This window comes from Cytophaga aurantiaca DSM 3654 (assembly GCF_000379725.1).
GTDB classification, from domain to species: Bacteria; Bacteroidota; Bacteroidia; order Cytophagales; family Cytophagaceae; genus Cytophaga; species Cytophaga aurantiaca.
The window spans coordinates 139,880-162,199 of record NZ_KB903643.1 but is presented as its reverse complement, the minus strand read 5'-3'; the positions used below and the strand labels follow the sequence as shown (position 1 = coordinate 162,199).

Sequence of the window (22,320 nt, the reverse complement as noted above, 5' to 3'; positions counted from 1 at the left end):
ATACTGATTATTATTTTCTTTTAACTGGTCGTACGGTATATCCTTGTTTCCGCAGCAACGCGATCAAGCCCTTAGTTCCGGGAAGATGTGCGGCACCTACTGCAAAAAAAGTAGACTGTTTTTTCATTTGTATTTCCATGCGCTGCACCATAACCATGTTGCGCGAATCTAAAATGGCTTCATTAAATTCCTGTGAAAGTGTATCTTCCTGAACAAGTATTTCCAGACTATCCAGCGATTCCGACAGATACAGCTGCAGCATATACTCCATCAACTTTTTTTCTTCATCAATATGTTTGATCTGTTCCACAAGCATATCAGCCTGCTCCTGCACACTCAACAAATTGATCACCGCAAGCTGTTCTTCAAAGGTTTCTATCCCACCGATGCTATTCCCTCTCTTCGCTGCATAATCCTGCAGATAAAGATCCAACGGTTTCTTTTTTTCTTTCTTTAAGAGATCCTCTGAAACGATCGCGGAGATGTAAATCGGTTTGATCTTATTGATCAATAAGGCATACATACCGATGTGTTTTTTGCAGTATTTTTTCACCAGCTCATAATCTTCAGCCGAAATAAGCGATTGAAGTGTACTACCCGCCGGCATCAGCAATTCGGATGCATGCTGCTTCATGACAGCTTTATCCTGCAGATTCAATTCACCGAATAATGCCTTTGTACGATGGATCGCATAATAGGTTGAATCGCCCAGATCAAATACACGTTTGTCGCGGATGTGGATGGTGCCAAATAAGTAAGAGGTATCTTTTAAACCCTTGCCTGTGATCTCCCACAATAAGGAATTATTCTGCGCCTGGGCTTCGGTAAGAAAGCCTGTGAACAGAATAAAAAGAAGGACGATACGGGAACGGTTTTTCATTTAAACAAAAATGTTTATTCCTGAGTGGATAGAGAAGTAAATTAAGATTTTTTTTCCCACTACTTTTTTAGCATATTGTGCATGAAATACTATGAGAAAACTTGCATTTATTATACTCCTGAGTCTGGGGTGCTTAGTAGCATCACAACAGACTTCTTATGCACAAACAGACGGTGGTTCTACACCTGCACCGGCAGATAATGGCGGTGGTGGTGGTGATAACGGCGGCGGCGGCGGTAAACCTGCTAAGGTCAAAAAGGCAAAAGGCAAAAAAGGACAAACTCAGGCCGATCTGGATGCTGAAAACGCAGAAGGCACAAAAAATCAAATGACTCCGGAAGCCATAGCCTATCAAAAGAAAATGGCAAAGGCGAAAAAGGAGAAAGATAAAAAGAACAAGATTACCCGTAAACAAGCAGATAAACGTGCAGCAAAACGTTTGAGCGGTGCGAAGAAAAAGACGACGAAGAAGAAAAAGAGCTACGTAAAGTCGAAGAATAAGAAGAAGTAAATTGTCTGAACCACTGATTCATCTGATGTAGATGATTATAAAATGAAAAGACCTGTCCCGATCCCGATAGCTATCGGGATCGGGACAGGTCTTTTCATTTTATATCTATTTCTATTTAAACTGTTGGTTAAGCACAAGTAAATATATACGCAAGTCTGTAATTGTAAAAAAATCATTTTTCATCATATACATCAGATAAATCAGTGGTTCAGACAAACTATCAATCTACGTCCTCAAACACTGCCGGCGTCTTCGCTTTTTCAACAGCATTTTTTCTGTTGATGATGTATGTAAAACCGATCGTCCAGTATACGCTAGGTGTATACACCAGCTTTTCCGGTTTAAGTACGGTATAATCCACATGCCCCTGGATCAGGAATTTTTCTTTGATGTAATAGCCCAGATTAATGCCTGTTTTAAGTGTTGCAAAATGTGGTGTGATCCATCCGGATTCAACATCTTTTAATACATGTTGTACATTGGGATCCGCAACGACGTGCCCGGTGAAGCTATCTCCAAAATACAAATCAGCAGCTACAAAATATTTTTTCTTATAAAAACCCGGACAAAGATCCAGTTCGCCGCCGAGAAATGTTCCCTTAAATTCATCCGAAACATACCGGTTCAAGGTAAATGTTTTGCGGAACATGAATTTAAAACTATGCACACGGAATAAATAACCTTGTCCGCCGTAAATAAACTGAAAGGTATTGTCGTGAAAGTTTGTGCGGTCTGCAAAATCCAGAAACAAGGTTGCATGTTCATTTATCAATTTACCGATATGTATATGAAATGTACGGGCTACGCTGACAGAAAACACCGGTACATTGCCATAGAATCCATTGGTATAGGTGAATGCATATTGGCGGGGTTTCAATGGCACAAGCAGCTGAGCATGCGAGCGGACAGTGATTCCCAAAGTAATAATAAAAATAAGAGCTGTAAATGTGCTACGCATCTGTTCCGATAATTCGATACAAATATAACCTTTTTGAATGATGATTCGCCGCGGAGAAATAAATTTGAATTATGATTTATGGAATCCTACAACTACTAGCTCTATAAGCGCATTACTTTTTATCAATCCATAATCCAACACTATACATATGGTACGACATCTCTGTTTCATCTATTTCGTGTTGCGTTAAGATTAGCAGATTGTCATGAAAATACCAGTAGTACGTTCCTCGGGGAACAAAATCAATTCCATATTTATTAAAAACCGTTTGCGCATATTGAGATCCTTCCCAAAAGGTGATTGTAGAATCCGTGTATGTATATGTTCCTTCTGAATTATAATCAGCAAAATCCTTATCACTAAGGTCAATCTGATTACGACCTGTATAGGCAAACCTACCTTTCATTAATGTTAACAGTAAATGGTTTAATCTTCCACCATCCGGATCATAAAACGTTCCCTTCTGCAAATACTGAGACAAGCGTTCCGGATAATGTTCCTTGTTGTACGTTCTGGATGCATTCGCCTGTTTCTTTATATAAATGACCGTCCATTCTTTCAATGCTGTTTCTACCTGCTTTTCCGAATCCGCTTTTATTTTTCGATATAACGATGACGTATCCGAAAGATTTATATGCACCTTAAAAATGGACTCTTTGCATTCATAATTACTATACATGAATGCATACGTCTTTTTCCCTCTTATAAAAAAAGATTTATCTTTTAACCAGATAGAATCGATCCGCAGCTCATTACCTCTGGTATATGGATACCTAACCACATCTTTTAAAAAAACAAGCTCCCACTTTTTTAATGGGACTGTTGAATACAGGAAAGCAGAACTTCCCAGTGTTACAATTACCTGTTCTTTGTCAGCAGTAACCCTCACAGGATATTGAGTAATACCTGAAAGAATTGTATCCCATGTATTACTGTTTTCAGCATAACGTGCAACTGCACTTACACCTTTCGTATTACAAAAAACTTTATACGATCCATTTGCTATTACACCCGAAACTGGTGCAGCTGTGACTGCTTCTAAAACAGCAGATGATGGATGGTATGATTTATTTCCTTCAAAATTTTTCCACTCCAGTGCTGCAGGAATTTGTTCCGGTTTGCACTTAATCGTTAAATATGGATAAGATTCTTTCGGAATAGTGAATGCTCCTTTTAAGAACGTGATTCTGGCAATGGGTGTAAAACGGTAGTGGGGTTCAGGGAATCCTTTGATACGCATGGTATCCTTTTTGTATACTGCTACGACAGTAAAGTTAGGTGGTAAAAATCCTCCTGAAGGAGTTGGTGCCGAATCATATGAAAGTATACTATCGTTTTCCCAGATTATTTTTTTTAATGGATAGCCCTCCATATAGTACCGCGTATCCGAATCTGTTGTGAACTCCGGCCAAACAGTTAAGCCCGATTTCTTTTTTAACGTTTTCCCGTTTGCATCTGTAAATTGAAATTCAAGCGTGCCTCCATACGGACCAGGCTGTGCGGATGCATAGATTGAAATGAATAAAAATGCGATTATAAAAAACTTTTTCATGATTGATAAGTTATCAATATTCATTCCATAAAAAAAGACCTGTCCCGATAGCTATCGGGACAGGTCTTTTTTTATTATGCATTCATAATTTATAACTCATAATTATCTACTCTTGTTCTACTTTTTCTCCACCACCGCCAAAAAACATTTTCGGGTAAATAAAACTTTTCAGGTGTGCCGTATTCTGAGAAACCATCGCCCATTTATCCAGTTCGATGTTTAATTCCACGATCCCGCAAGTAGGAATATTTCCTATTTCGCTGCCCGTAAGGTATTCTGCCAGATAGGAAAACCCGGGATTGTGTCCTACAATAATAACTGTATTATAAGTGTCGTTTAATTCGTTCACTACCTTTAATAAGGTGCGCACAGAAGCTTCGTAAATATCATCTTCAAAGTGTACCTGCTCAAATGGGTAATGAATCTGCTCGCAGATGTATTCTGCCGTAAGAGTGGTTCTTCTGGCGGGACTAGAAACGATCAGATCGGGTTTTAGGTCCATTTCAAAAAGCTTAGCGCCCATTCTGGGTGCATCAGAATGCCCGCGGTGGTTCAACTCCCGGTCGAAATCCCGTTGTCCGCTTTCAGACCAATCCGACTTCGCGTGACGTATTAATATAAGTGTTTTGGCCATATCGTCTTAAAAGAAGCATATTACGCAAAATAAACGGGAATTAATCATTCAAAATATTGAATTCATATTAATACTTTGATAAATCCCATTTAAATTCAATTGATTGAATTGCATTCCTTGCATTTTAGAAAAAAAAATATTCATCTTTGTCTTCTTCATTTATAAAATAAACAGGCAAATGCCCAAGAATTTAGTCATAGTTGAGTCCCCTGCAAAGGCAAAAACCATTGAAGGTTATCTCGGAAAAGATTTTACGGTTAAATCCAGCTACGGTCACGTAAGAGACTTACAGAAAGGCGATAAGGCCATCGATATAGAGAATAGTTTTAAGCCCACATACGAGATCTCTCCCGATAAAAAAGAGGTTGTAAAGGAGTTAAAAAAGTTAGCAAAAGAAGCAGATGTTGTGTGGTTAGCAACCGATGATGACCGCGAAGGAGAAGCTATTTCATGGCATTTAAAGGAATCTTTGGATCTGGACGATGCAAAAACACGTCGAATTGTTTTCAGAGAAATTACCAAGAACGCTATATTAAATGCCGTACAAACTCCAAGAGGCATCGATATTGACCTGGTAAATGCACAGCAGGCACGTCGTATTCTGGATCGTCTGGTAGGTTTTGAAATGTCTCCGGTACTTTGGAAAAAGATCAAAGCTGGTTTATCTGCCGGTCGCGTACAATCAGTAGCCGTGCGTATTGTAGTAGACAGAGAACGCGAAGTATTGCAGTTCCATCCTACTGCTTTATATAAGGTAACAGCAGAATTTAAAGATGGCAGCAAAAGCATTAAAGCGGAACTGCCTTCAAGATTTGATACCGAAGCGGAAGCTCAGGCCTTTTTAACAAAACTGATCGGTGCAGATTTCTTTGTTCGCGATCTGGAGAAGAAGCCGGCAAAAAAATCTCCTTCGGCCCCATTTACTACGTCTACCTTGCAGCAGGAAGCTTCCAGAAAATTAAGTTTTTCAGTTGCACAAACCATGACGGTTGCACAGCGTTTGTACGAAGCAGGTAAGATCTCGTATATGAGAACGGATTCGGTAAACCTATCGGACTTCGCTATTGACGCAGCAAAAACAACCATCACTAATAACTACGGAGCTGAATATTCTTTCACCCGAAAATATAAAAGCAAAAACGAAAATGCACAGGAAGCCCACGAAGCAATCCGTCCAACGGATTTCAATGTGCAGCAGGCAAGTGCAGACCGCAACGAACAACGTTTATACGACCTGATCTGGAAGCGCGCAATCGCTTCGCAGATGGCCGATGCACGTCTGGAACGTACGGTTGTAACAATCGGTAATAATAAGTCTACAGAAAATTTCATTGCATCTGGCGAAGTAATTACGTTTGAAGGTTTCTTAAAAGTGTATCTTGAATCGAAAGACGACGAAGATGAAGACGACGAAGAGATCGAAGCAAAAACGGGCGGTACAGCAACATTGCCTCCGTTGAAAGTAGATCAGAAATTAGGCTTGAATCAGATTGTAGCGGTTGAACGTTATACTCGTCCACCGTCGAGATACACCGAAGCAAGTTTGGTTAAGAAGTTAGAAGAAATGGGCATTGGTAGACCATCTACGTATGCACCGACAATTTCTACCATTCAGAAAAGAGGTTATGTGATCAAGGAAGACCGCGATGGCAGAGAGCGTAAGCTTACTCAATTAACATTAAAAGATAATGCTGTGCAAACAGCTGTTATCACTGAAAATACAGGACAGGAAAAGTCGAAATTATTCCCGACCGATCTTGCCATGATCACCAACGATTTCCTTGTTGAACATTTTCCGCGTGTAACAGATTTTAATTTTACCGCTATGGTAGAAAAAGAATTTGATGACATTGCTGAAGGTAAGATCAAATGGCAAACCATGTTGAAAGACTTCTATGGAGATTTCCATAAGCAGGTTTTGAAAACAGAAAACATTGAACGTTCAAGTGTAAATACATCACGTGTTTTAGGTGTGCATCCGGAAACTGGTGAACAGATCAGTACACGTCTGGGCCGCTACGGTCCGTTTGTACAGATCGGTGAAGCAGATGAAGAGAAAGACATAAAACCGAAATACGCAAGTTTGCGCAAAGGTCAGCTGATCGAAAACATTACGCTGGAAGAAGCATTGGAATTATTTAAACTGCCAAGAGAAATTGGTGTGTTTGAAGAGAAGCCAATGGTTGCAGCAATTGGCCGATTCGGTCCGTATATCCGCCACAATAGCAAATTCATTTCAATACCGAAGATCGATGATGTAATGACCATCGATACAGACCGTGCGATTGAATTGATCTTAGCAAAACGTGTATCGGATGCTGAAAAACTCATTGCAGAATATCCGGAAAGCGAATACGTAAAAGTATTGAAAGGCAGATGGGGTCCTTATTTAGCAATCGGTAAAAACAATTTCAAATTACCGAAAGACAAAGAACCTGCTTCCTTAACATACGCGGAATGTCTTGCTATTGCAGGCTTAGATCACGACCCTACCGAGGTAGATGCTGGTTTGGCAAAAGCGAAAAAAGGTAAAGCAGCAGCGAAGAAAACAACTGCCGCAGCTAAAAAGCCGGCAGCTAAGAAAGCATCGGCAAAAAAACCGGCAGCGAAAAAAGCTGCAACGAAGAAGCCTGCAGCTAAAAAAGCAGCGGCGAAGAAACCGGCTGAGAAGAAACTTATTGTTAAAAAGGCTACCGTTAAAAAAGCGGCCAAGAAAGCAGCCGCTAAAAAATAGTTGGCACGATTTTGAAAGCACGTATAATCAAATTGAGTATTCATTTAAATTAACCGTATTATGAAAATTGTTTTCTCATTCATTATAGGCCTGGCAATGGCTTTTGCATCTCAAGCGCAAACATTACCTCCTATTGATACAACGACTAAAAAAATTACATATAGTGGCGTTGTTACCGTAGATGGCGCAACACAAGCTGTGTTATTTAAACGTACACATAGTTTGAATGTATCCGGAAGCGGTATTCTTGCAGACAAACCGGCGGACGGATATTACAGTTATAAAGGTCAGTTCCCGGTTACATATCATGCACCACAGCCGGGTTTAATGCACAACGGAACTGTTACTTATACTGTAGTGATCGCTTGTAAAGACGGTCGTTACAAATATGTGATCACTGGTTTTGTACACTCATCTGATAAAGGCAACGGTGGTGAACTTGAAAAATCTATACCTGCGTGTAACAAGTATGTATTGTCTATGCAAGGTTGGGGCGACATCAAAAAATTAACTGCAGCCGAAATGGAGAAGCTGATCGCAAACATGAAAGTAGTGATGGGCAATCCGGAAGATAAACCAGTAAACGTAGGAAACGATTGGTAACAGTTGTTGCTCTTGCAAATATTTACTTAAAGGAGAGTCTCGTACTCTCCTTTTGTTTTTTATAAAGCCTAAGGCGGAACGCTTAAGGCCTAACGTAAAAAAGTTTAGCAAACATTCGTAATAAATATTTTATCGTATCTTAATTTTACAAAAGCTTTAGGCATTCAGCTTTAAGCTTTAAGCTCATATGAAAAACATAGTAGTCCTAACAGGTGCCGGCATCTCTGCCGAAAGTGGTATCAATACATTCCGCGACAGCGGTGGTTTATGGGAAGGTCATGATGTAATGGAAGTGGCTTCGCCGGAAGGCTGGAGAAAGAATCCGCAGCTGGTGCTCGATTTTTATAACATGCGCAGAAAGGATGCTTTGAAGGCTGAGCCCAATGACGCGCATAAAGCCTTAGTGAAATTGAGTACGTATTTCCATGTGGAGATCATTACACAAAATGTAGACGACCTGCACGAACGTGCCGGCTCAGAAAATATACTGCACTTACACGGAAAATTATTTGAAAGCAGAAGCACCTTAAATCCACGCCACATCTATCCGATCGAAGGATGGGAATTGAATCTGGGAGATAAATGTCCGAGAGGTTCACAGCTCCGCCCCAACATTGTCTGGTTTGGCGAAGCAGTACCCATGATGGAACCCGCAGCTGCATTGGCTGCAAAGGCTGACATCTTCATTGTGATCGGAACATCGCTGCAGGTATATCCGGCTGCCAGTCTGATTGATTATGTTGGTGCAGATACAGAAGTAATTGTGATCGATCCGAACTTGCCGGCAGTTAAGAAACATCCATTATTAACTTTAATTGCTGAAAAAGCGAGTACGGGAGCGCTACGAATTGTAGATGAATTAATTGAAAAGTACAAATAAGACGATACATACTGGACTATTTCACGGAATATTACAAGACCGGACACCTATAGAAAAAAAAGTTATAGCGGTTCAGTATTATTAGGAATAATTTCTGTATTTTTGAACAAATTAATAACATCACAATAATGAATAACGGAACAGTTAAATTCTTTAATAACGCCAAAGGTTTTGGTTTTATCATCGAAAAAGAATCAGGAAAAGAATATTTTGTACACGTTTCAGGTCTTGTTGACGAGATCAGAGAAAATGACGAAGTAACTTTCGAACTTGAAAAAGGAAAAAAAGGACTAAATGCAGTAAATGTTAAACTAGTTTAGTTTTAATATATACCAATCATTTAAGCATTTTAAAAGTCACGCCTCACAGCGTGACTTTTTTATTTGTACCCATTCATATCTTTTTCTTGGGGCATCGCCCCAAGTTCTGGTATTTAAGGCTTTCAGCCTTTTACACCGACTAATGCAGATTCATTTTATAAATCACATCCCTTTGGTTTTATTTAGATGCATTGATTATTTTTAGTCAAACATATGCTGAAAGCCTATCATGTTAAAACTTGGGGCATCGCCCCAAAAAAACAATACAACATAATTCATAATTATTTTCTTACTGACAACTGACCACTGTTTACTGACCACTAACGTATGTTAAACTTCGACTATAAAAATCCAACAAAGGTCCTTTTTGGTAAAGGACAGATCGCACAGCTTGCCAAAGAGATTCCTGTGAATGCGAAAGTACTCATGCTGTATGGCGGAGGCAGTATAAAAACAAATGGTGTATACGAACAGGTAAAAGCAGCCTTAGCATCTTTTGATGTGATTGAGTTTGGAGGTATTCCTGCCAATCCTGAATATGAAATACTGATGGATGCATTGGCTATCATCAAAAAAGAAAAGATCACCTATCTGCTGGCCGTTGGCGGAGGCTCTGTGATCGACGGTACAAAGTTTTTATCTTCGGCTGCACTGTATGAGGGCGCCGAGCCCTGGGATATCTTAGCGAAGCCCATTCGCACTGAAAAAGGCATGCCCTTCGCAACAGTGCTAACCTTACCTGCAACAGGATCTGAAATGAATTCAGGTGCTGTAATAACACGTCGTTCCACCCAACAAAAATTGGGTATGGGCGGACCTGGATTGTTCCCGCAGTTCTCCATCTTAGATCCGCAGGTGATCCACTCCATCCCCGATCGGCAGATTGCGAATGGCATCACCGATGCATTCACACACGTACTTGAACAATACATGACCTATCCTGCCCATGCGCTGTTGCAGGACCGCATTGCAGAAAGCATCATGCAGACGCTGATCGAAATTGCACCGGTTATTTTAAAAGACAAATCAAATTACGATGCAGCCTGTGATTTTATGTGGAGCTGTACCATGGCACTAAACGGACTGATACAAAAAGGTGTGCCTACGGATTGGTCGGTGCATGCCATCGGTCACGAGTTAACAGCCCTATACAACATCGATCACGCACGCACGCTTGCTATTATTGCTCCGAGTGTATACCGTTATAAGTTCAACAGCAAAAAAGAAAAACTTGCTCAATACGCCGAACGGATCTGGAACATTAAGACAGGAACCATTGAAGAAAAAGCAGAACAAGCAATTGCAAAGACGGAAGAATTCTTCCACTCCTTGAATATTAAAACAAAACTTTCGGAATACACCAACGATTATAAAAGCTGTGCAGCCTTTGCTGCAGAACGTTTAAAGAGCCGCGGATGGGTGGCACTGGGCGAACGCAAAGATATTACGCCGGAGGATGTTTATAAAATCGTAGAGATGAGTTATTAAAAAACAGAACTAGCTGTAGGTATGATTACCGGATGTTTGTTATTTTAAATGTATTCTGCTACAACTTAGTCATACCATTTACCGTACAGGGCTACTGGAGACCAGTAACCACAAACGGGGCGATGCCGAAAAGCCATATGAGTAGGATCTTATAAACCACAGCAACAAATGAGTATTTTCGACACAAACGTTCAATCAGACACTTCTGCAATTCTTTACACTCCGCAAAGCGAACAGGAAGCATGGGTTGCTATTATGTATGCGTGTATGGCGGTAGATGGTGAAATATCGGATACGGAGATTGATAAAATGTGTGAGTTACTTATTGTAAAAAAACTATTCAATAATAAAGAAATTGCTGATTATTATGAGCCGGTAATGAAAGCACATAATCTTTCAGGCAGCAGATCGATCATCGACAACAGTGTTTCAAAGATCGATGTATCAAATAAACCTACCCTGTTTGCATTAACAATGGAAATCTTATTGGCAGATGGTATCCTGGGCGACAATGAAAAGAAAATTGCAGAATATCTATCTATTGCACTTGAGCTCAGCGACGAGCTTGCTAAAAAAATAGTGGATGTTATGCTGCTTAAAAACAAAGGGAATTTTATTATTGTTAACTAAGCTCCGTGAATGTAGTTTACAGAGCGTTGAAGTATACGAATCGTACATCTTATATTTCAAATTGAACCCGTTTCAGAAGGAATATATAGCATTTTATAACCTAATAAATCCGAAGTTGTTTGACAATACGTATGTATGGTATTCTGAAACAATTTCGGATGAACGCGAATGAAAATATTAAACAAATTATTCGGTGCTCCGGCATCTGCTAAAACCTATACTCCTCAAAGCGAACAGGAAGCATGGATCGCGATCATGTATGCAAGCATGCACATCGATGGCCACATCGCAGATGCTGAAATACAGAAAATGTTTGATGTAGTTGGAAAATTGCCCTTATTCAAAAGAAAAAACATTGCCGATTATTATCAGCCTGCCCTGCTTGCCAATAGAAAAGTCGGCAGTTACAATCTCATCGATGGCAGTGTACCACTAATTAAAGAAGAACAAAAAGCATTGTTGTTCGAACTGATCATGAAGCTCCTGCTTGCTGATGGAAAACTCCTTCAAAAAGAAAAAGAGATTGCATCCTATTTAACTACTGCATTGGAACTGGAATTTAACATTGCAAAAAAGATCGTAGATGAACTGCTTGTGAAGCATTCAAATTCTATAAAATTTTAATTAAACATTTTATACGTATACAACAATATTTTTAATTATAAATTCCACACACAAACACATTTCAATAACTCTTCATCATTCCCGCGGTTAAAACCGTGGGCTATGCAAACCATTAACAAACGATCTGCATAGCTCATAGATTCATCCATGGGAAAAATAACATGCATCGCCCATCAAATCAAATGAATATTTGCGCATATTTCCAAAGGTTTCGAACGATGGGATTTATAATAATTTTCAATCTACCTCACACATTTGCATTTAATTAAATTTCATATATTTATGAATGATGCAGATCCAGCCCTTCACATCAAGCGATATTCCCTTTCTCACGCTCCTTCAACCCGAAGGCTGGCCGGATGTTATTCCTGTTTATAAATTTTATACTACATCGTCTTTTTGTTACCCGATTAAAATAACAATTTCAAATGAACTCATAGGTATTGGTACAACCATAATACACGATGATGTAGCCTGGCTCGCACACATCATTGTCCATCCGGATTACAGAAACAGAGGCATCGGCAAACATATTACAGACTCATTGATCGAAAGCATTGATCCGAGAATATGTAAAACCATTTATCTGGTAGCAACGGCTCTTGGCGAACCCGTCTATGAAAAGCTGGGCTTCGAAACTGAAACCGAATATCTGTTTTATCATAACTTTACAAAAGATTCTTCCTTTGCTCCTTCTTCCAACATTGTTCCTTATAATAAAACCTACAATGAACAGATCAAGCAATTGGATCAATCTGTTTCAGGTGAGGACAGATTTTTTCATTTTGAAAAGTATCTTTCAACTGCGTTTGTATATGTATCACATGCACGTATAGAAGGATATTATATTCCCGATTTTCATGAAGGAGTCATTGTAGCAAACACATCAAAAGCCGGAGTTGAATTAATGCATCTGCGATTGCAATCAAAAGAAAATGCTGCATTCCCGATAAATAATACTACCGCTACAGCATATATGAACATTCATGGATATGTACCTTTCAAAACAGCTAAACGTATGCGTCTGGGAGAATTCAGAGAAATTGATTTCACTAAAATGTATAACCGGATTGCTGGCAGCATAGGATAATTCCCCTACCAGATATGATTGTGCCTATGCAACAATCCTATTTTATAAAAATATTCAATAAATTATATGTTTTATAAGTCCTATGTAAGCTTCTATGGCTTTCTGACTTTTCTTTTTACCTGAATTAAGGTACTTTTAAAGAATGTATAATGCATATTTTTCAATTTAACTGAGATAACTGTACTGATTTTATTTATTTGATTGTAACAAGATGAAATTGTTTATCTGTAAAAACTGCAACAACACCTTGTACTTTGAAAATAGTGTTTGCCTGAGCTGTCAGAATCCCATCGGTTTTGATAGCACACAATTAAGCATGCTTACACTTCAAAAAAATAAAAGCGATGCATTTTATACAGATATTCATACAAAAAAAACTTACAAGTATTGTCAGAATGCACAAGAGGCAACATGCAACTGGCTAATTCCTTCGACACATACTCCAGCATTCTGCGTGGCTTGTGAATTGAACAGAACCATCCCTCCTCTTGCAACTGCACAGAACAGAGAACGTTGGCACAAAATCGAAATCGCAAAGCACCGTTTGGTTTATTCGTTGTTAAAACTTCAATTACCCATTAAAAAGAAAATCGGCAATGGTATTGAAGGTATTGCATTTGACTTTACGGCCGACAATCATGCGAAAAGCGTAATGACAGGGCATCAATCCGGCTTGATCACAATCAATATCAAAGAAGCGGATGAGGCTGAACGTGCAAAACACAAATACGATCTAAACGAAAAATACAGAACCTTATTGGGACATTTCAGACATGAGATCGGTCACTACTATTGGGATGTGTTGATTAAAAATAATCCAAAACAGCTAAAAAAATTCCGTGAACTTTTCGGAAATGAAATGGTAAGTTACGAGCAATCGCTTCGGGCTTATTACAGCAATCCGAATAAAAATACCAGCAATCATTATATCAGCATTTATGCAACTTCTCACCCTTGGGAAGATTGGGCGGAATCGTGGGCGCATTATATGCACTTGATGGATACCATTGAAACGGCATTTAATTTTGGTATTCAGCTGGATACAGATTCGTTGCAAGGTAGAAATATTACTGCTCCTAAAATTTCAAACCCTTACGAAATAAAAAAATTCGTTGACATTTTTAATATGTGGGTACCTTTGGGATTCGCTGTAAATGCACTCAGCAGAAGTATGGGGCATCCGGAGTTTTATCCTTTTGTAATTTCAGAAGAGATTATAGAAAAACTTTCCTTTATCCATAAGATCTGTAAAAAGCATCGTATGGTTGATGAAAGTACAGATGGTACTCTTACAGATAAAGAAAAAGCAACCATTGCTGCAGACCAGATTCAAAAGGCTGCCGAAGAAGCGATCCAAGCACCGCAAAAGCAAATACAATCACAAACACAAGGAGGTACACAAGCCAACGAATCAAAGACACCTGGAATACTATCATCTCTATTTGGTAAAAAATAATCGTTGTAAACAACAGCTATACAATTTAAAACCTCGGCACTCACCGAGGTTTTTTATTATAAACCAAATCTTATAAATATATAATCATTTTTACTTTTTGTGTAAAACATAATTCCTTGTTTTACTGCTACTTTGCATATATACTATTATCCCCCGAATATGAGTATACTATATCCTTTGTACATCTTATGAAACTATATTTTTGCAGCAATTGCAACAACGCATTATACTTTGAAAATACGGTTTGCTTGAAATGCAGTCAGTCCGTTGGTTTTGATAGTCTTCAATTATCTATGATTACACTTCAAAAAAAACCAACCGGCCCTATACATGTCAATATAAAAACAAACAACACCTATAAATATTGTTTGAATGCGCAACAAGGAAATTGTAACTGGCTCCTTCCGGCAAATAGCATTTTCACCTATTGCATTGCGTGTGATTTAAACAGAACCATCCCGCCTTTGATTAATCCAGAAAATAAAGAACGCTGGGATAAAATAGAATCTGCAAAACATCGACTTGTGTATGCTTTACTGCGATTGAATTTACCGATTCGAAAAAAAATAAATGAAAGTATTGATGGTATTGCATTCGATTTCATGGTTGATCTTTCTTCCAATCCGGAAGAAAAAATAATGACCGGCCATGATCTGGGTGTTATTACTTTAAATATTGATGAAGCGGATGAAGCCCAACGCACCAAACATAAACTTGATCTTGGAGAAAAATACCGGACACTGCTTGGGCATTTCCGTCATGAGATCGGACATTACTATTGGGATCAACTGATCAAAAACAGTCCGCTGCTGAATCAGTTCCGAAGAATATTTGGTGACGAAACAGTCGATTACGATCAGGCACTAGAGCAGTATTACAATTCAACTCCGAACAACAATTGGCAAGATCAATTCATCAGCGTGTATTCATCTGCACATCCATGGGAAGACTGGGCCGAATCCTGGGCGCATTACATGCACATCATGGATACACTTGAAACAGCTTATTCATTTGGTGCCGGATTAAATACAGCAAATACTACAACTTCAATTAATGTAGATCCTTATACAGTTGCCGATTTCAAGAAATTATTTGATCTGTGGGTTCCCTTAACTTTTATGGTGAATAATCTGAATCGCAGTATGGGTCACCCAGACTTCTATCCATTTGTGATCTCTGAAAAAGTTGTAGAAAAATTATCGTTTATACACGATGTATGCAAGGTAAATCGCACGGTACAGTAAGTATTAATTCTTTTTTAAATAGATAGACAAACCATCCTTTCTTTTCATAATCAGCTCACTTTTATCAACCTTAGTAATAGCAAAAGTAAGCGCTTCCTTATTGCCATCAATATTAATATGTGTAAAGGTAATTGAGTCTCCTACACTTTGCCATGTGCCTGGATTTAAATCAGTATGTGCTGAAATATATCGAGATACATAGGTTTTATCCGTAAAAATTTCAAAACCTTGTTCGTAATTGAATAACACATTGTATGCTGGAGAACTCGTGCCAGTACTTTGGTTGCCCCAAATGTAATAATAGCTATCCCATTGGCCTATTAAAGGAGACTCTTCATTAACTTTAACGTCCTCTTTTTTGCAGGAAAAAAATACACAAATAAACAGTACTAAAAATATTCTTTTCATGATTTTAGATTTTGATGTATGAAGAATCATTTAACTCAATAATCAAATGTAAAAAATAATCCGAAAGACTTCTCAGGGCAATTTATTTCTTAATAATTCAATAACATAGTATAGCAACGAAAGCCATTAATATTAAGCTTTTTATTATTTCAGAGGAATTTCAGCAACTTCATAACGAATCTTTTCATCCATCTTTTTAGTGATTTTATTATCCTCTCTTGTACTTGTTTTGATTGCAATTTTATGATTGTTGACCCAGATTACTTCTTAAAATAGTTCCATAGGGTTGTCCATAAGCAATGATTTTATAGGAAAGAATTCCATTCGTATTGTTTATCTTATGATTTAATAATAGTCTTCTATTTTAAATTTACTTTGAGTCTGAAATGTATCTCCATGAACCTTCTTAACTGAAATAAGTTTTTCACACACAAACATGCCATTGCCCAGGTATCTGGCTTCCGCTTCTATTCTGACTTTTTTATTATGATCTTGTAATTCTTTTCGTTTATATATTTTTATTTTATCGTAATCTGATTTAGCAAGATATAATTTGATGATTGAGTCATTGCCCATATACAACTCAATAAAAGGATTGAATAATAAATTCTCCTTCTTTAAGGTATCATACATTTCTAATACCAATTTATCCAAGTCTCGTATATTCGTTCGGTCAACGGTATCTGCATATATTTTAAAGGCATTCACTACACTGTCCGGCTGGTTATAAAAACTTCCAAATCGAAAAAAACCAAAATACAGATCGCCTTGAATGATTTCTTTTTTCTGTTGAAAGGAAGAAATAAAAATGAGCAATGAAATAGATACAATTAGATAAGCTGACTTTTTCATAATTGTTTCATTTATTAATATGTTGTTCAATAATATTCAAAGGTTATACATTAGCCTTAATCTAAATGTGCATCAATCCCTATAATAAGTCCATCGGCATTAATGAGTACATTCAAGGCACCGGTCTCATGTCCGAAATTGCCGGTAAAATCAACCTGTGCATTGGCCTGTTTACTACTAATAATTTCCAGAGACTCCAATTTAGTTACCGTATTGTAACCAACAAAAAACTTCTCGAGATAGTGACGCACACCGGATTTATTTCTAAATGTTTCTCCTACTGAAATGTCATCAATCACTGCATCTGCTGCGAATAATGTAAGTGCCGTTTTTACATCAAATGCGTTTAGAGCTTTGATAAGTTGACGGATGACTTTTTCAATATCTGTGTCTTTCATTTTATATTTCAATTATATACAGTCAATTCTTTATCTGAAATATTGCAGCACCATAATACCAATACCCAGAACAATTTCAAACCACATTACATAATACAAATACGTTCCTGCAGAACCAATTTTTATTCTGGAATACAATCTACCTAAACCGGCAAAACTGACAACAATACCTATAAAATAAATAAGATCGTGTACTTCATGAATGTGAATGACAACCCAGATCAATAAAAAAGAAAAACTTAAAAACATGGCACTCAAAAACCGAAATGGATTATCTAAAGCCGGTTGAGGCGGAATAGTTTCAGGTAAAAAACCTGCTGCACCTTTTAGCAGTTGGTTTGTACCTACTGTGAAACATATCAATGCAACGAGACTTAAAATGATCTGTAATGTTATTTCCATTGTTTATCTGTGCTTAATGACAATTCTAACTTATGTTGGTAATTACCTATCTACCCTAATCACTACTCAACTCGCTGTTGTGCCAGCGGCCAACAGCCCACTGCAACAGGATTACAAATCCTTTATATCTGACTTCGGAATTACAAATTCCGAAGAGCTGATTACATAATTAACATTATCTAGGTTCTGTAAAAGTTTTCCAAACACCATCAATCCTTAGCATTTCACCTAACTTAAATTGTATTGTATCATTTCCTGAACGCATCTTTATAAATGTTTCTGTTATCATTATGTTTAAATCTTTATACAACATTTCTTCATCTTCTCTTTCTCTACCAATATATGTTAGATCATTCAATTGATGCGTAAGTATTAGATTTTGTTTGTATTGAGAGATTTGTTGGAAATATATTTCTTGTTTTTTATCTATACTATCTTTTGAATTATTTATTTGTTCCAATAAACCCCGATATGAAAAATTATTTTTTTTCATATAATCTATTGTCCCTACATCTGGAGTAATCTTATAACAATATTGTTTCAAATCATCTTCGTTATTTGATTTTAACACTTTCACAAAATCCGAATATAATAAATCTAAGTCCGAATATCCTTGTTGTTTCGTTTCACATCCAATTAAAATGATAATTATTAATGTATATAAATATCTCATAGTATTATATTTTTCAATCTGATTGACACCGCTTAACCAACTAACTATCAAAAATTATTTCAATTCAGAATCCTCATTCAGGAAATTCTCAATCAACATTTTCATTTTAATTATTTATTTCTGATTGAACTCCCATAGTACTATAAATAAAGCTTACTTTACCTTCAGACTCCCAAGCAACATCGGTTGAGCACTTTCGCCGTCCAGAAAATCAATTGTTAAAAAGATGCTTATTGTTTGTCCGGATTTGAAGTCAGTTAAATTAACAATCTGCGACAGGGGTACATATGCTGTTGTTCCCCAGCGACGATAATTCTTGTTTACAACTTTTTTAATAACTTCATTTTTATAATTTTTTATTTCCATTGTTGTCACGGTAGGTTGTCCAAGAGAACCGCAGATAAAACGTCCTGCGAATAATGTATCTGTAGATTTAAATTTTGTTTTATCAAAAATTGCAACATCTCCCATCTTATTATTTTTCCAGGAAGCCAACAATACATTTTCACCAATACTGATGTTCCAGGAATTCGCATTCAGATGATCTTTTGTATCTGTTGTCCATGAGCTAAAGATCAGAGGGAGAATCAGAAGAACGAATACTACTTTATTTTTCATGTCCGATGTTTTTGAATTATAATTGGTGGTTGGCCGTAAAGGCATAACCACGGCGAACTTCAGAGCTTAGGAAAAAGGGTGCATGGAAATGCAACTCTATCTCGGAGATGGCTGATTCAGGGACCATCCTGAAATCACCAAATCCTGAACCAATGGATCTTTCATAGCGCCATCTTTCGGTGTCAATATGCCTTTCTTTCGAATCAATACAGAATCTATAAGCATGGGTGCTACTATGGACAAAACAAACGCCGGGATCAAAACAAAAACTCCATATAAACCCAAAAATACAAACCCTAAAACGGAACACACAATACCCGTCAGTACGCTTATGATCCAGCTGTTATAAACACTTTTTTGATGAATCACAAAACATTGGGTACATCTGGGAATTCCGATTAAAACTTTTTTAAACTTAACCGAACTGTATACGATGATATCTGTCCGATCCTCTTCACGAAACACGGGCACAAAATAGTTTCTGTCCATTTTATCCGAAGAACGTTTATTACAAAATTGACAAGAGGTTTCTATTGGTTCGAATCTTTTAAGCTTTTCATTAAATATGTGATTTGTAGCCATGTGTTGTTTAATTTTTATTTGAATAAAAAGTTATATAAACGAGGTAACCAACCAAATAAGATGGTACTAATGCTAATCCAACCGGGATTAACATTTCTATTTTAATGATGCTTTCCCTACCCGACACATACCATTCATAAATTGGAGGTAGCATAATAACAGCACATATAGATCCTGCCAAACCGGCAAGTGGTTTATCTTTAAACGCCCAATAGCCGATACCACCTGCAATGGCACACGCAGCTAAATACCACACAAAAGAACCAATGCCCATAATCGGACCGAGAATTGCAACCATTACTACAAGAGCATATGCAAGCTTTTCATATTCCTCTCCTTTTTCTTTTTCTATTTTTTGATCAAAAAGTCTCTGTCTGTACGCACCTATTTCTTCTTTTATTTTCAGAGCTGCTTCACCTTCAGAAAATCCTTGTTCAACCAAATGCTGAACTTCAGCAGGTACATTAAAATTTCCGGATGCAAGGTTTGTATGAATTCTGTTTTTTTGTTTTTCAGTTAAAAGCATATTTTAATTAACGTATTTTAAATTAGTAATTAGTCAATTCTATATACAATTTTATAAAGTTCCTGTAACGGATACTCTCCTTCAAATCCGTAATCGTCAATAGTAAATATTTTTTTAGTAGTATAAATCTTTGTCTTTGATCTTGGCTGATCTGACCTATTCGTTGTATACTCTTTTTTAAGTTTTTCAAGATCGGAAATCTTAAGCAATTTCAGTATTGCATCCATTTCACTTTTCGTTAAGGAGTACGTCGAACCTTCATGTGCAGGATCATAAAATGACTTCACACAAGTGCTTGTACCGTTGACAAAGTCGATCTTCACATCAATTGAAGGAAAGTCGTCAGACTCCACTCCAAATGCACTCAGGTTCATTTCAATTTTAACAATAGAGTCTGGTGAATCAATGTCTGTATTTTTTGCTTGTCCATTTGAACAACTGTATAGCCCAATAAGTATACAAGTCAGCAAGTAAATAGTCTTCATATTAATTATTTTTAGGTATAACCACAAAAGCATTACCCGTAATCAGACTATTGTTATTGTTGTATATAATTGAATTCATTATTTTATAATCCGCACAGCATCTTCCTTGATCATACGTTGAATACAAAATTTGAAGCGTATCTATATCAGAATTGTTTAAACGTAAATAAACAGGATAATTGCTCGGAACATGAACATCTACAAATAAAGCACTATCTGTTCCATATGAGGCTATTGTAGGCTGGCAAAAATATTTGATCGTATCAACACCCATTAAAGAAAATAATTTAATTGAATCCGCATTATAGATTTTGGCTGAACCAAATACAAGATCCTTTCCACTTGTAGCATCCACAATTTTTAAATTAAATGTTGTGTAATCATTATTGCATTTACTTTCGGTTAAACAACAACCTGAAAATATAAAAAATAAAATAGCGTATAAAAATAGCTTCATAATTGATATTGTTTTGTACGAATTTATAAATTTTAACGTATCTGGGAGCTTACCTCTCTAATCTAATCAATCCTTGTAGTACTGTTTGCTTGCTTCATCTAAGGTCCGGTTTGCTCTATCGTAAACTAATGTCAACTTTGGGTCAAATGCCGGCAACATTATTTCGATTTCCCAGGACCTATCAATAGCAGGAAATTTTTCCTTTAAGTGAATTAGAAACTGAAACCAACCTGTTGTTTCCTCAGTTATTCTAAAACTATTGTCATTGCTTAAAAATATGTCAGCGCATATACAATCCGTCGTATACAGATCAGCTTTGTAACCAAAAATGGTTTGTATCTCGTCCCACTTTATTTCCACCTGTCCGCCATCAGAATTAAGTTTAAAACCATTTTCCTTATATTCGAAAAACCCATTGTCGTTATATATTTCATCAAAGGGTTTGTTCTCAACTGAAGTTGTCTTTAAGTCCTTTAGAAATGTTGCATTGGGAAATAAAAGTTTAAGCAGGTATCCCAAAGACATAAGACCAAACAACATCAATCCAAACCATGCAAAAATATTTTTCTGTTCTATGACCATCCAAACAAACAATCCTGTCATTATAAGTCCAAGAAATACATATTTTAGTGTACCTTTCATTCTTTAAGTCTACTAGCTATTATCGTTTTTTAATTACGTTGGTGTTTACATTTCTCACCTAATCACGAATCAACCCGCTGTTGTGCCATCGGCCAACAGTATGCTTCAAGCGGTTTACAAATCCTTTTTATCTGAATTTTTATTCATTCGTCAGCAACAATACATAGCGCACATATTTATCCTGATATTTTTTGAACCAACTCTCTGATGGCTTTCCTTCACAACGTGTAGAACCGCTTAAAACAGATTTTAATAATTTATCCTCTTGAAAATAAAACCGACATTCCATTGTCACTGTTTGAAAACTTGAATTGAATGTAGCGGAACTGTCAATATATTTAAACTCTTTTCCCTGAGCGTATACGAAAATTAATTTATTGTCTTGAATATAATATTCGTTGATGTCAACGCAACTTGAGAGACCTATACGTTCAACAATTTTAACCAAAATGCCGTTTTTAAAATATCCGGTAAGTTGTCCGCCGCGATCAGTTGTTTGTTCTAAAAACTGCTCATTATCAAGAGTCTTTGTCGTAAGCGATTTGTCTGCATTTATTTGCTCCACTGCCTTACGAATACTATTCACGACATTATCTGTCTGTGCAAAGGTTCCGCTGCAATAAAGCACGTACATAAATATGTAACATATCTTCATAATTTATTTTTCAAAATT

The 22,320-nt window shown here is 37.1% G+C and carries 27 protein-coding genes; 11 read left to right on the top strand and 16 right to left on the bottom strand.

What is annotated here, in order from left to right:
- Positions 1–10: 10 nt before the first annotated feature.
- Positions 11–880 carry a TraB/GumN family protein gene (locus A3EE_RS0112055; protein WP_018343705.1) on the bottom strand — a complete coding sequence of 290 codons (870 nt, stop codon included), beginning with the start codon at positions 878–880 and terminating at the stop codon, positions 11–13.
- Positions 881–971: 91 nt separating this feature from the next.
- On the opposite strand from A3EE_RS0112055, the gene A3EE_RS0112050 reads away from it, so the two are divergent.
- Entirely contained in the window at positions 972–1,391 is a 420-nt protein-coding gene (locus A3EE_RS0112050) for a hypothetical protein (protein ID WP_018343704.1), read from the top strand.
- A 220-nt stretch (positions 1,392–1,611) separates the two neighbouring features.
- On the opposite strand, the gene A3EE_RS0112045 is transcribed toward A3EE_RS0112050, so the two are convergent.
- From A3EE_RS0112045 to A3EE_RS0112035, 3 genes are all read right to left on the bottom strand, one after another.
- The gene (locus A3EE_RS0112045) at positions 1,612–2,349 is read right to left on the bottom strand and encodes a hypothetical protein (protein ID WP_018343703.1); all 738 of its coding nucleotides are present in this window, start codon (positions 2,347–2,349) and stop codon (positions 1,612–1,614) included.
- Positions 2,350–2,461: 112 nt separating this feature from the next.
- On the bottom strand, positions 2,462–3,901 hold the full coding sequence (locus A3EE_RS0112040; protein ID WP_157447000.1) for a hypothetical protein: 1,440 nt from the start codon (positions 3,899–3,901) through the stop codon (positions 2,462–2,464).
- 106 nt (positions 3,902–4,007) lie between these two features.
- Positions 4,008–4,535, bottom strand: coding sequence for a SixA phosphatase family protein (locus tag A3EE_RS0112035; RefSeq protein ID WP_026209749.1), 528 nt, complete (start codon positions 4,533–4,535; stop codon positions 4,008–4,010).
- A 178-nt stretch (positions 4,536–4,713) separates the two neighbouring features.
- Here A3EE_RS0112035 and topA point away from each other — a divergent pair, with 178 nt between their 5' ends.
- The 10 genes from topA (at position 4,714) to A3EE_RS0111975 (ending at position 15,604) form a co-directional block, all read left to right on the top strand.
- Positions 4,714–7,269, top strand: a complete 2,556-nt coding sequence (gene topA / locus A3EE_RS0112025) for a type I DNA topoisomerase (RefSeq protein ID WP_018343699.1) — start codon at positions 4,714–4,716, stop codon at positions 7,267–7,269.
- Positions 7,270–7,329: 60 nt separating this feature from the next.
- Entirely contained in the window at positions 7,330–7,872 is a 543-nt protein-coding gene (locus A3EE_RS0112020; RefSeq protein ID WP_018343698.1) for a DUF4468 domain-containing protein, read from the top strand.
- Between the two features lie 187 nt (positions 7,873–8,059).
- Positions 8,060–8,752 (top strand): SIR2 family NAD-dependent protein deacylase, encoded by a 693-nt coding sequence (locus A3EE_RS0112015; RefSeq protein WP_018343697.1) that lies wholly within the window; start codon positions 8,060–8,062, stop codon positions 8,750–8,752.
- A 128-nt stretch (positions 8,753–8,880) separates the two neighbouring features.
- Positions 8,881–9,072, top strand: coding sequence for a cold-shock protein (locus A3EE_RS0112010; RefSeq protein WP_018343696.1), 192 nt, complete (start codon positions 8,881–8,883; stop codon positions 9,070–9,072).
- Between the two features lie 327 nt (positions 9,073–9,399).
- Positions 9,400–10,560: an iron-containing alcohol dehydrogenase gene (locus A3EE_RS0112005; protein WP_018343695.1), complete on the top strand. Its 1,161-nt coding sequence runs from the start codon at positions 9,400–9,402 to the stop codon at positions 10,558–10,560.
- 168 nt (positions 10,561–10,728) lie between these two features.
- On the top strand, positions 10,729–11,190 hold the full coding sequence (locus tag A3EE_RS20450) for a tellurite resistance TerB family protein (protein WP_018343694.1): 462 nt from the start codon (positions 10,729–10,731) through the stop codon (positions 11,188–11,190).
- Positions 11,191–11,358: 168 nt separating this feature from the next.
- The gene (locus A3EE_RS0111990) at positions 11,359–11,814 is read left to right on the top strand and encodes a tellurite resistance TerB family protein (RefSeq protein WP_018343692.1); all 456 of its coding nucleotides are present in this window, start codon (positions 11,359–11,361) and stop codon (positions 11,812–11,814) included.
- Between the two features lie 286 nt (positions 11,815–12,100).
- The gene (locus tag A3EE_RS0111985; RefSeq protein ID WP_018343691.1) at positions 12,101–12,904 is read left to right on the top strand and encodes a GNAT family N-acetyltransferase; all 804 of its coding nucleotides are present in this window, start codon (positions 12,101–12,103) and stop codon (positions 12,902–12,904) included.
- 211 nt (positions 12,905–13,115) lie between these two features.
- The gene (locus A3EE_RS0111980; protein WP_018343690.1) at positions 13,116–14,360 is read left to right on the top strand and encodes a zinc-binding metallopeptidase family protein; all 1,245 of its coding nucleotides are present in this window, start codon (positions 13,116–13,118) and stop codon (positions 14,358–14,360) included.
- A 188-nt stretch (positions 14,361–14,548) separates the two neighbouring features.
- Positions 14,549–15,604, top strand: coding sequence for a zinc-binding metallopeptidase family protein (locus A3EE_RS0111975; protein ID WP_018343689.1), 1,056 nt, complete (start codon positions 14,549–14,551; stop codon positions 15,602–15,604).
- A 3-nt stretch (positions 15,605–15,607) separates the two neighbouring features.
- Here A3EE_RS0111975 and A3EE_RS0111970 read toward each other — a convergent pair whose 3' ends face one another.
- From A3EE_RS0111970 to A3EE_RS0111915, 12 genes are all read right to left on the bottom strand, one after another.
- Positions 15,608–16,012: a hypothetical protein gene (locus A3EE_RS0111970; RefSeq protein WP_157446999.1), complete on the bottom strand. Its 405-nt coding sequence runs from the start codon at positions 16,010–16,012 to the stop codon at positions 15,608–15,610.
- A 345-nt stretch (positions 16,013–16,357) separates the two neighbouring features.
- Positions 16,358–16,864: a hypothetical protein gene (locus tag A3EE_RS0111965; protein WP_018343687.1), complete on the bottom strand. Its 507-nt coding sequence runs from the start codon at positions 16,862–16,864 to the stop codon at positions 16,358–16,360.
- A gap of 56 nt (positions 16,865–16,920) precedes the next feature.
- Positions 16,921–17,262, bottom strand: coding sequence for a nuclear transport factor 2 family protein (locus A3EE_RS0111960; protein ID WP_018343686.1), 342 nt, complete (start codon positions 17,260–17,262; stop codon positions 16,921–16,923).
- A gap of 30 nt (positions 17,263–17,292) precedes the next feature.
- Positions 17,293–17,664: a DUF4345 domain-containing protein gene (locus A3EE_RS0111955; protein WP_018343685.1), complete on the bottom strand. Its 372-nt coding sequence runs from the start codon at positions 17,662–17,664 to the stop codon at positions 17,293–17,295.
- A gap of 175 nt (positions 17,665–17,839) precedes the next feature.
- Entirely contained in the window at positions 17,840–18,337 is a 498-nt protein-coding gene (locus A3EE_RS0111950; protein ID WP_018343684.1) for a hypothetical protein, read from the bottom strand.
- A gap of 153 nt (positions 18,338–18,490) precedes the next feature.
- Complete coding sequence (locus A3EE_RS0111945; RefSeq protein WP_157446998.1) at positions 18,491–18,955, bottom strand: hypothetical protein; 465 nt, start codon at positions 18,953–18,955, stop codon at positions 18,491–18,493.
- A 96-nt stretch (positions 18,956–19,051) separates the two neighbouring features.
- Complete coding sequence (locus A3EE_RS0111940) at positions 19,052–19,537, bottom strand: hypothetical protein (protein WP_018343682.1); 486 nt, start codon at positions 19,535–19,537, stop codon at positions 19,052–19,054.
- A gap of 7 nt (positions 19,538–19,544) precedes the next feature.
- On the bottom strand, positions 19,545–20,063 hold the full coding sequence (locus tag A3EE_RS0111935) for a hypothetical protein (RefSeq protein ID WP_018343681.1): 519 nt from the start codon (positions 20,061–20,063) through the stop codon (positions 19,545–19,547).
- 29 nt (positions 20,064–20,092) lie between these two features.
- Positions 20,093–20,548 carry a DUF6438 domain-containing protein gene (locus tag A3EE_RS0111930; RefSeq protein ID WP_033417881.1) on the bottom strand — a complete coding sequence of 152 codons (456 nt, stop codon included), beginning with the start codon at positions 20,546–20,548 and terminating at the stop codon, positions 20,093–20,095.
- A gap of 1 nt (position 20,549) precedes the next feature.
- Complete coding sequence (locus tag A3EE_RS0111925; RefSeq protein ID WP_018343679.1) at positions 20,550–21,005, bottom strand: hypothetical protein; 456 nt, start codon at positions 21,003–21,005, stop codon at positions 20,550–20,552.
- Positions 21,006–21,071: 66 nt separating this feature from the next.
- Entirely contained in the window at positions 21,072–21,647 is a 576-nt protein-coding gene (locus A3EE_RS0111920; protein WP_018343678.1) for a hypothetical protein, read from the bottom strand.
- 139 nt (positions 21,648–21,786) lie between these two features.
- The gene (locus tag A3EE_RS0111915; protein WP_018343677.1) at positions 21,787–22,281 is read right to left on the bottom strand and encodes a hypothetical protein; all 495 of its coding nucleotides are present in this window, start codon (positions 22,279–22,281) and stop codon (positions 21,787–21,789) included.
- Positions 22,282–22,320: the final 39 nt, after the last annotated feature.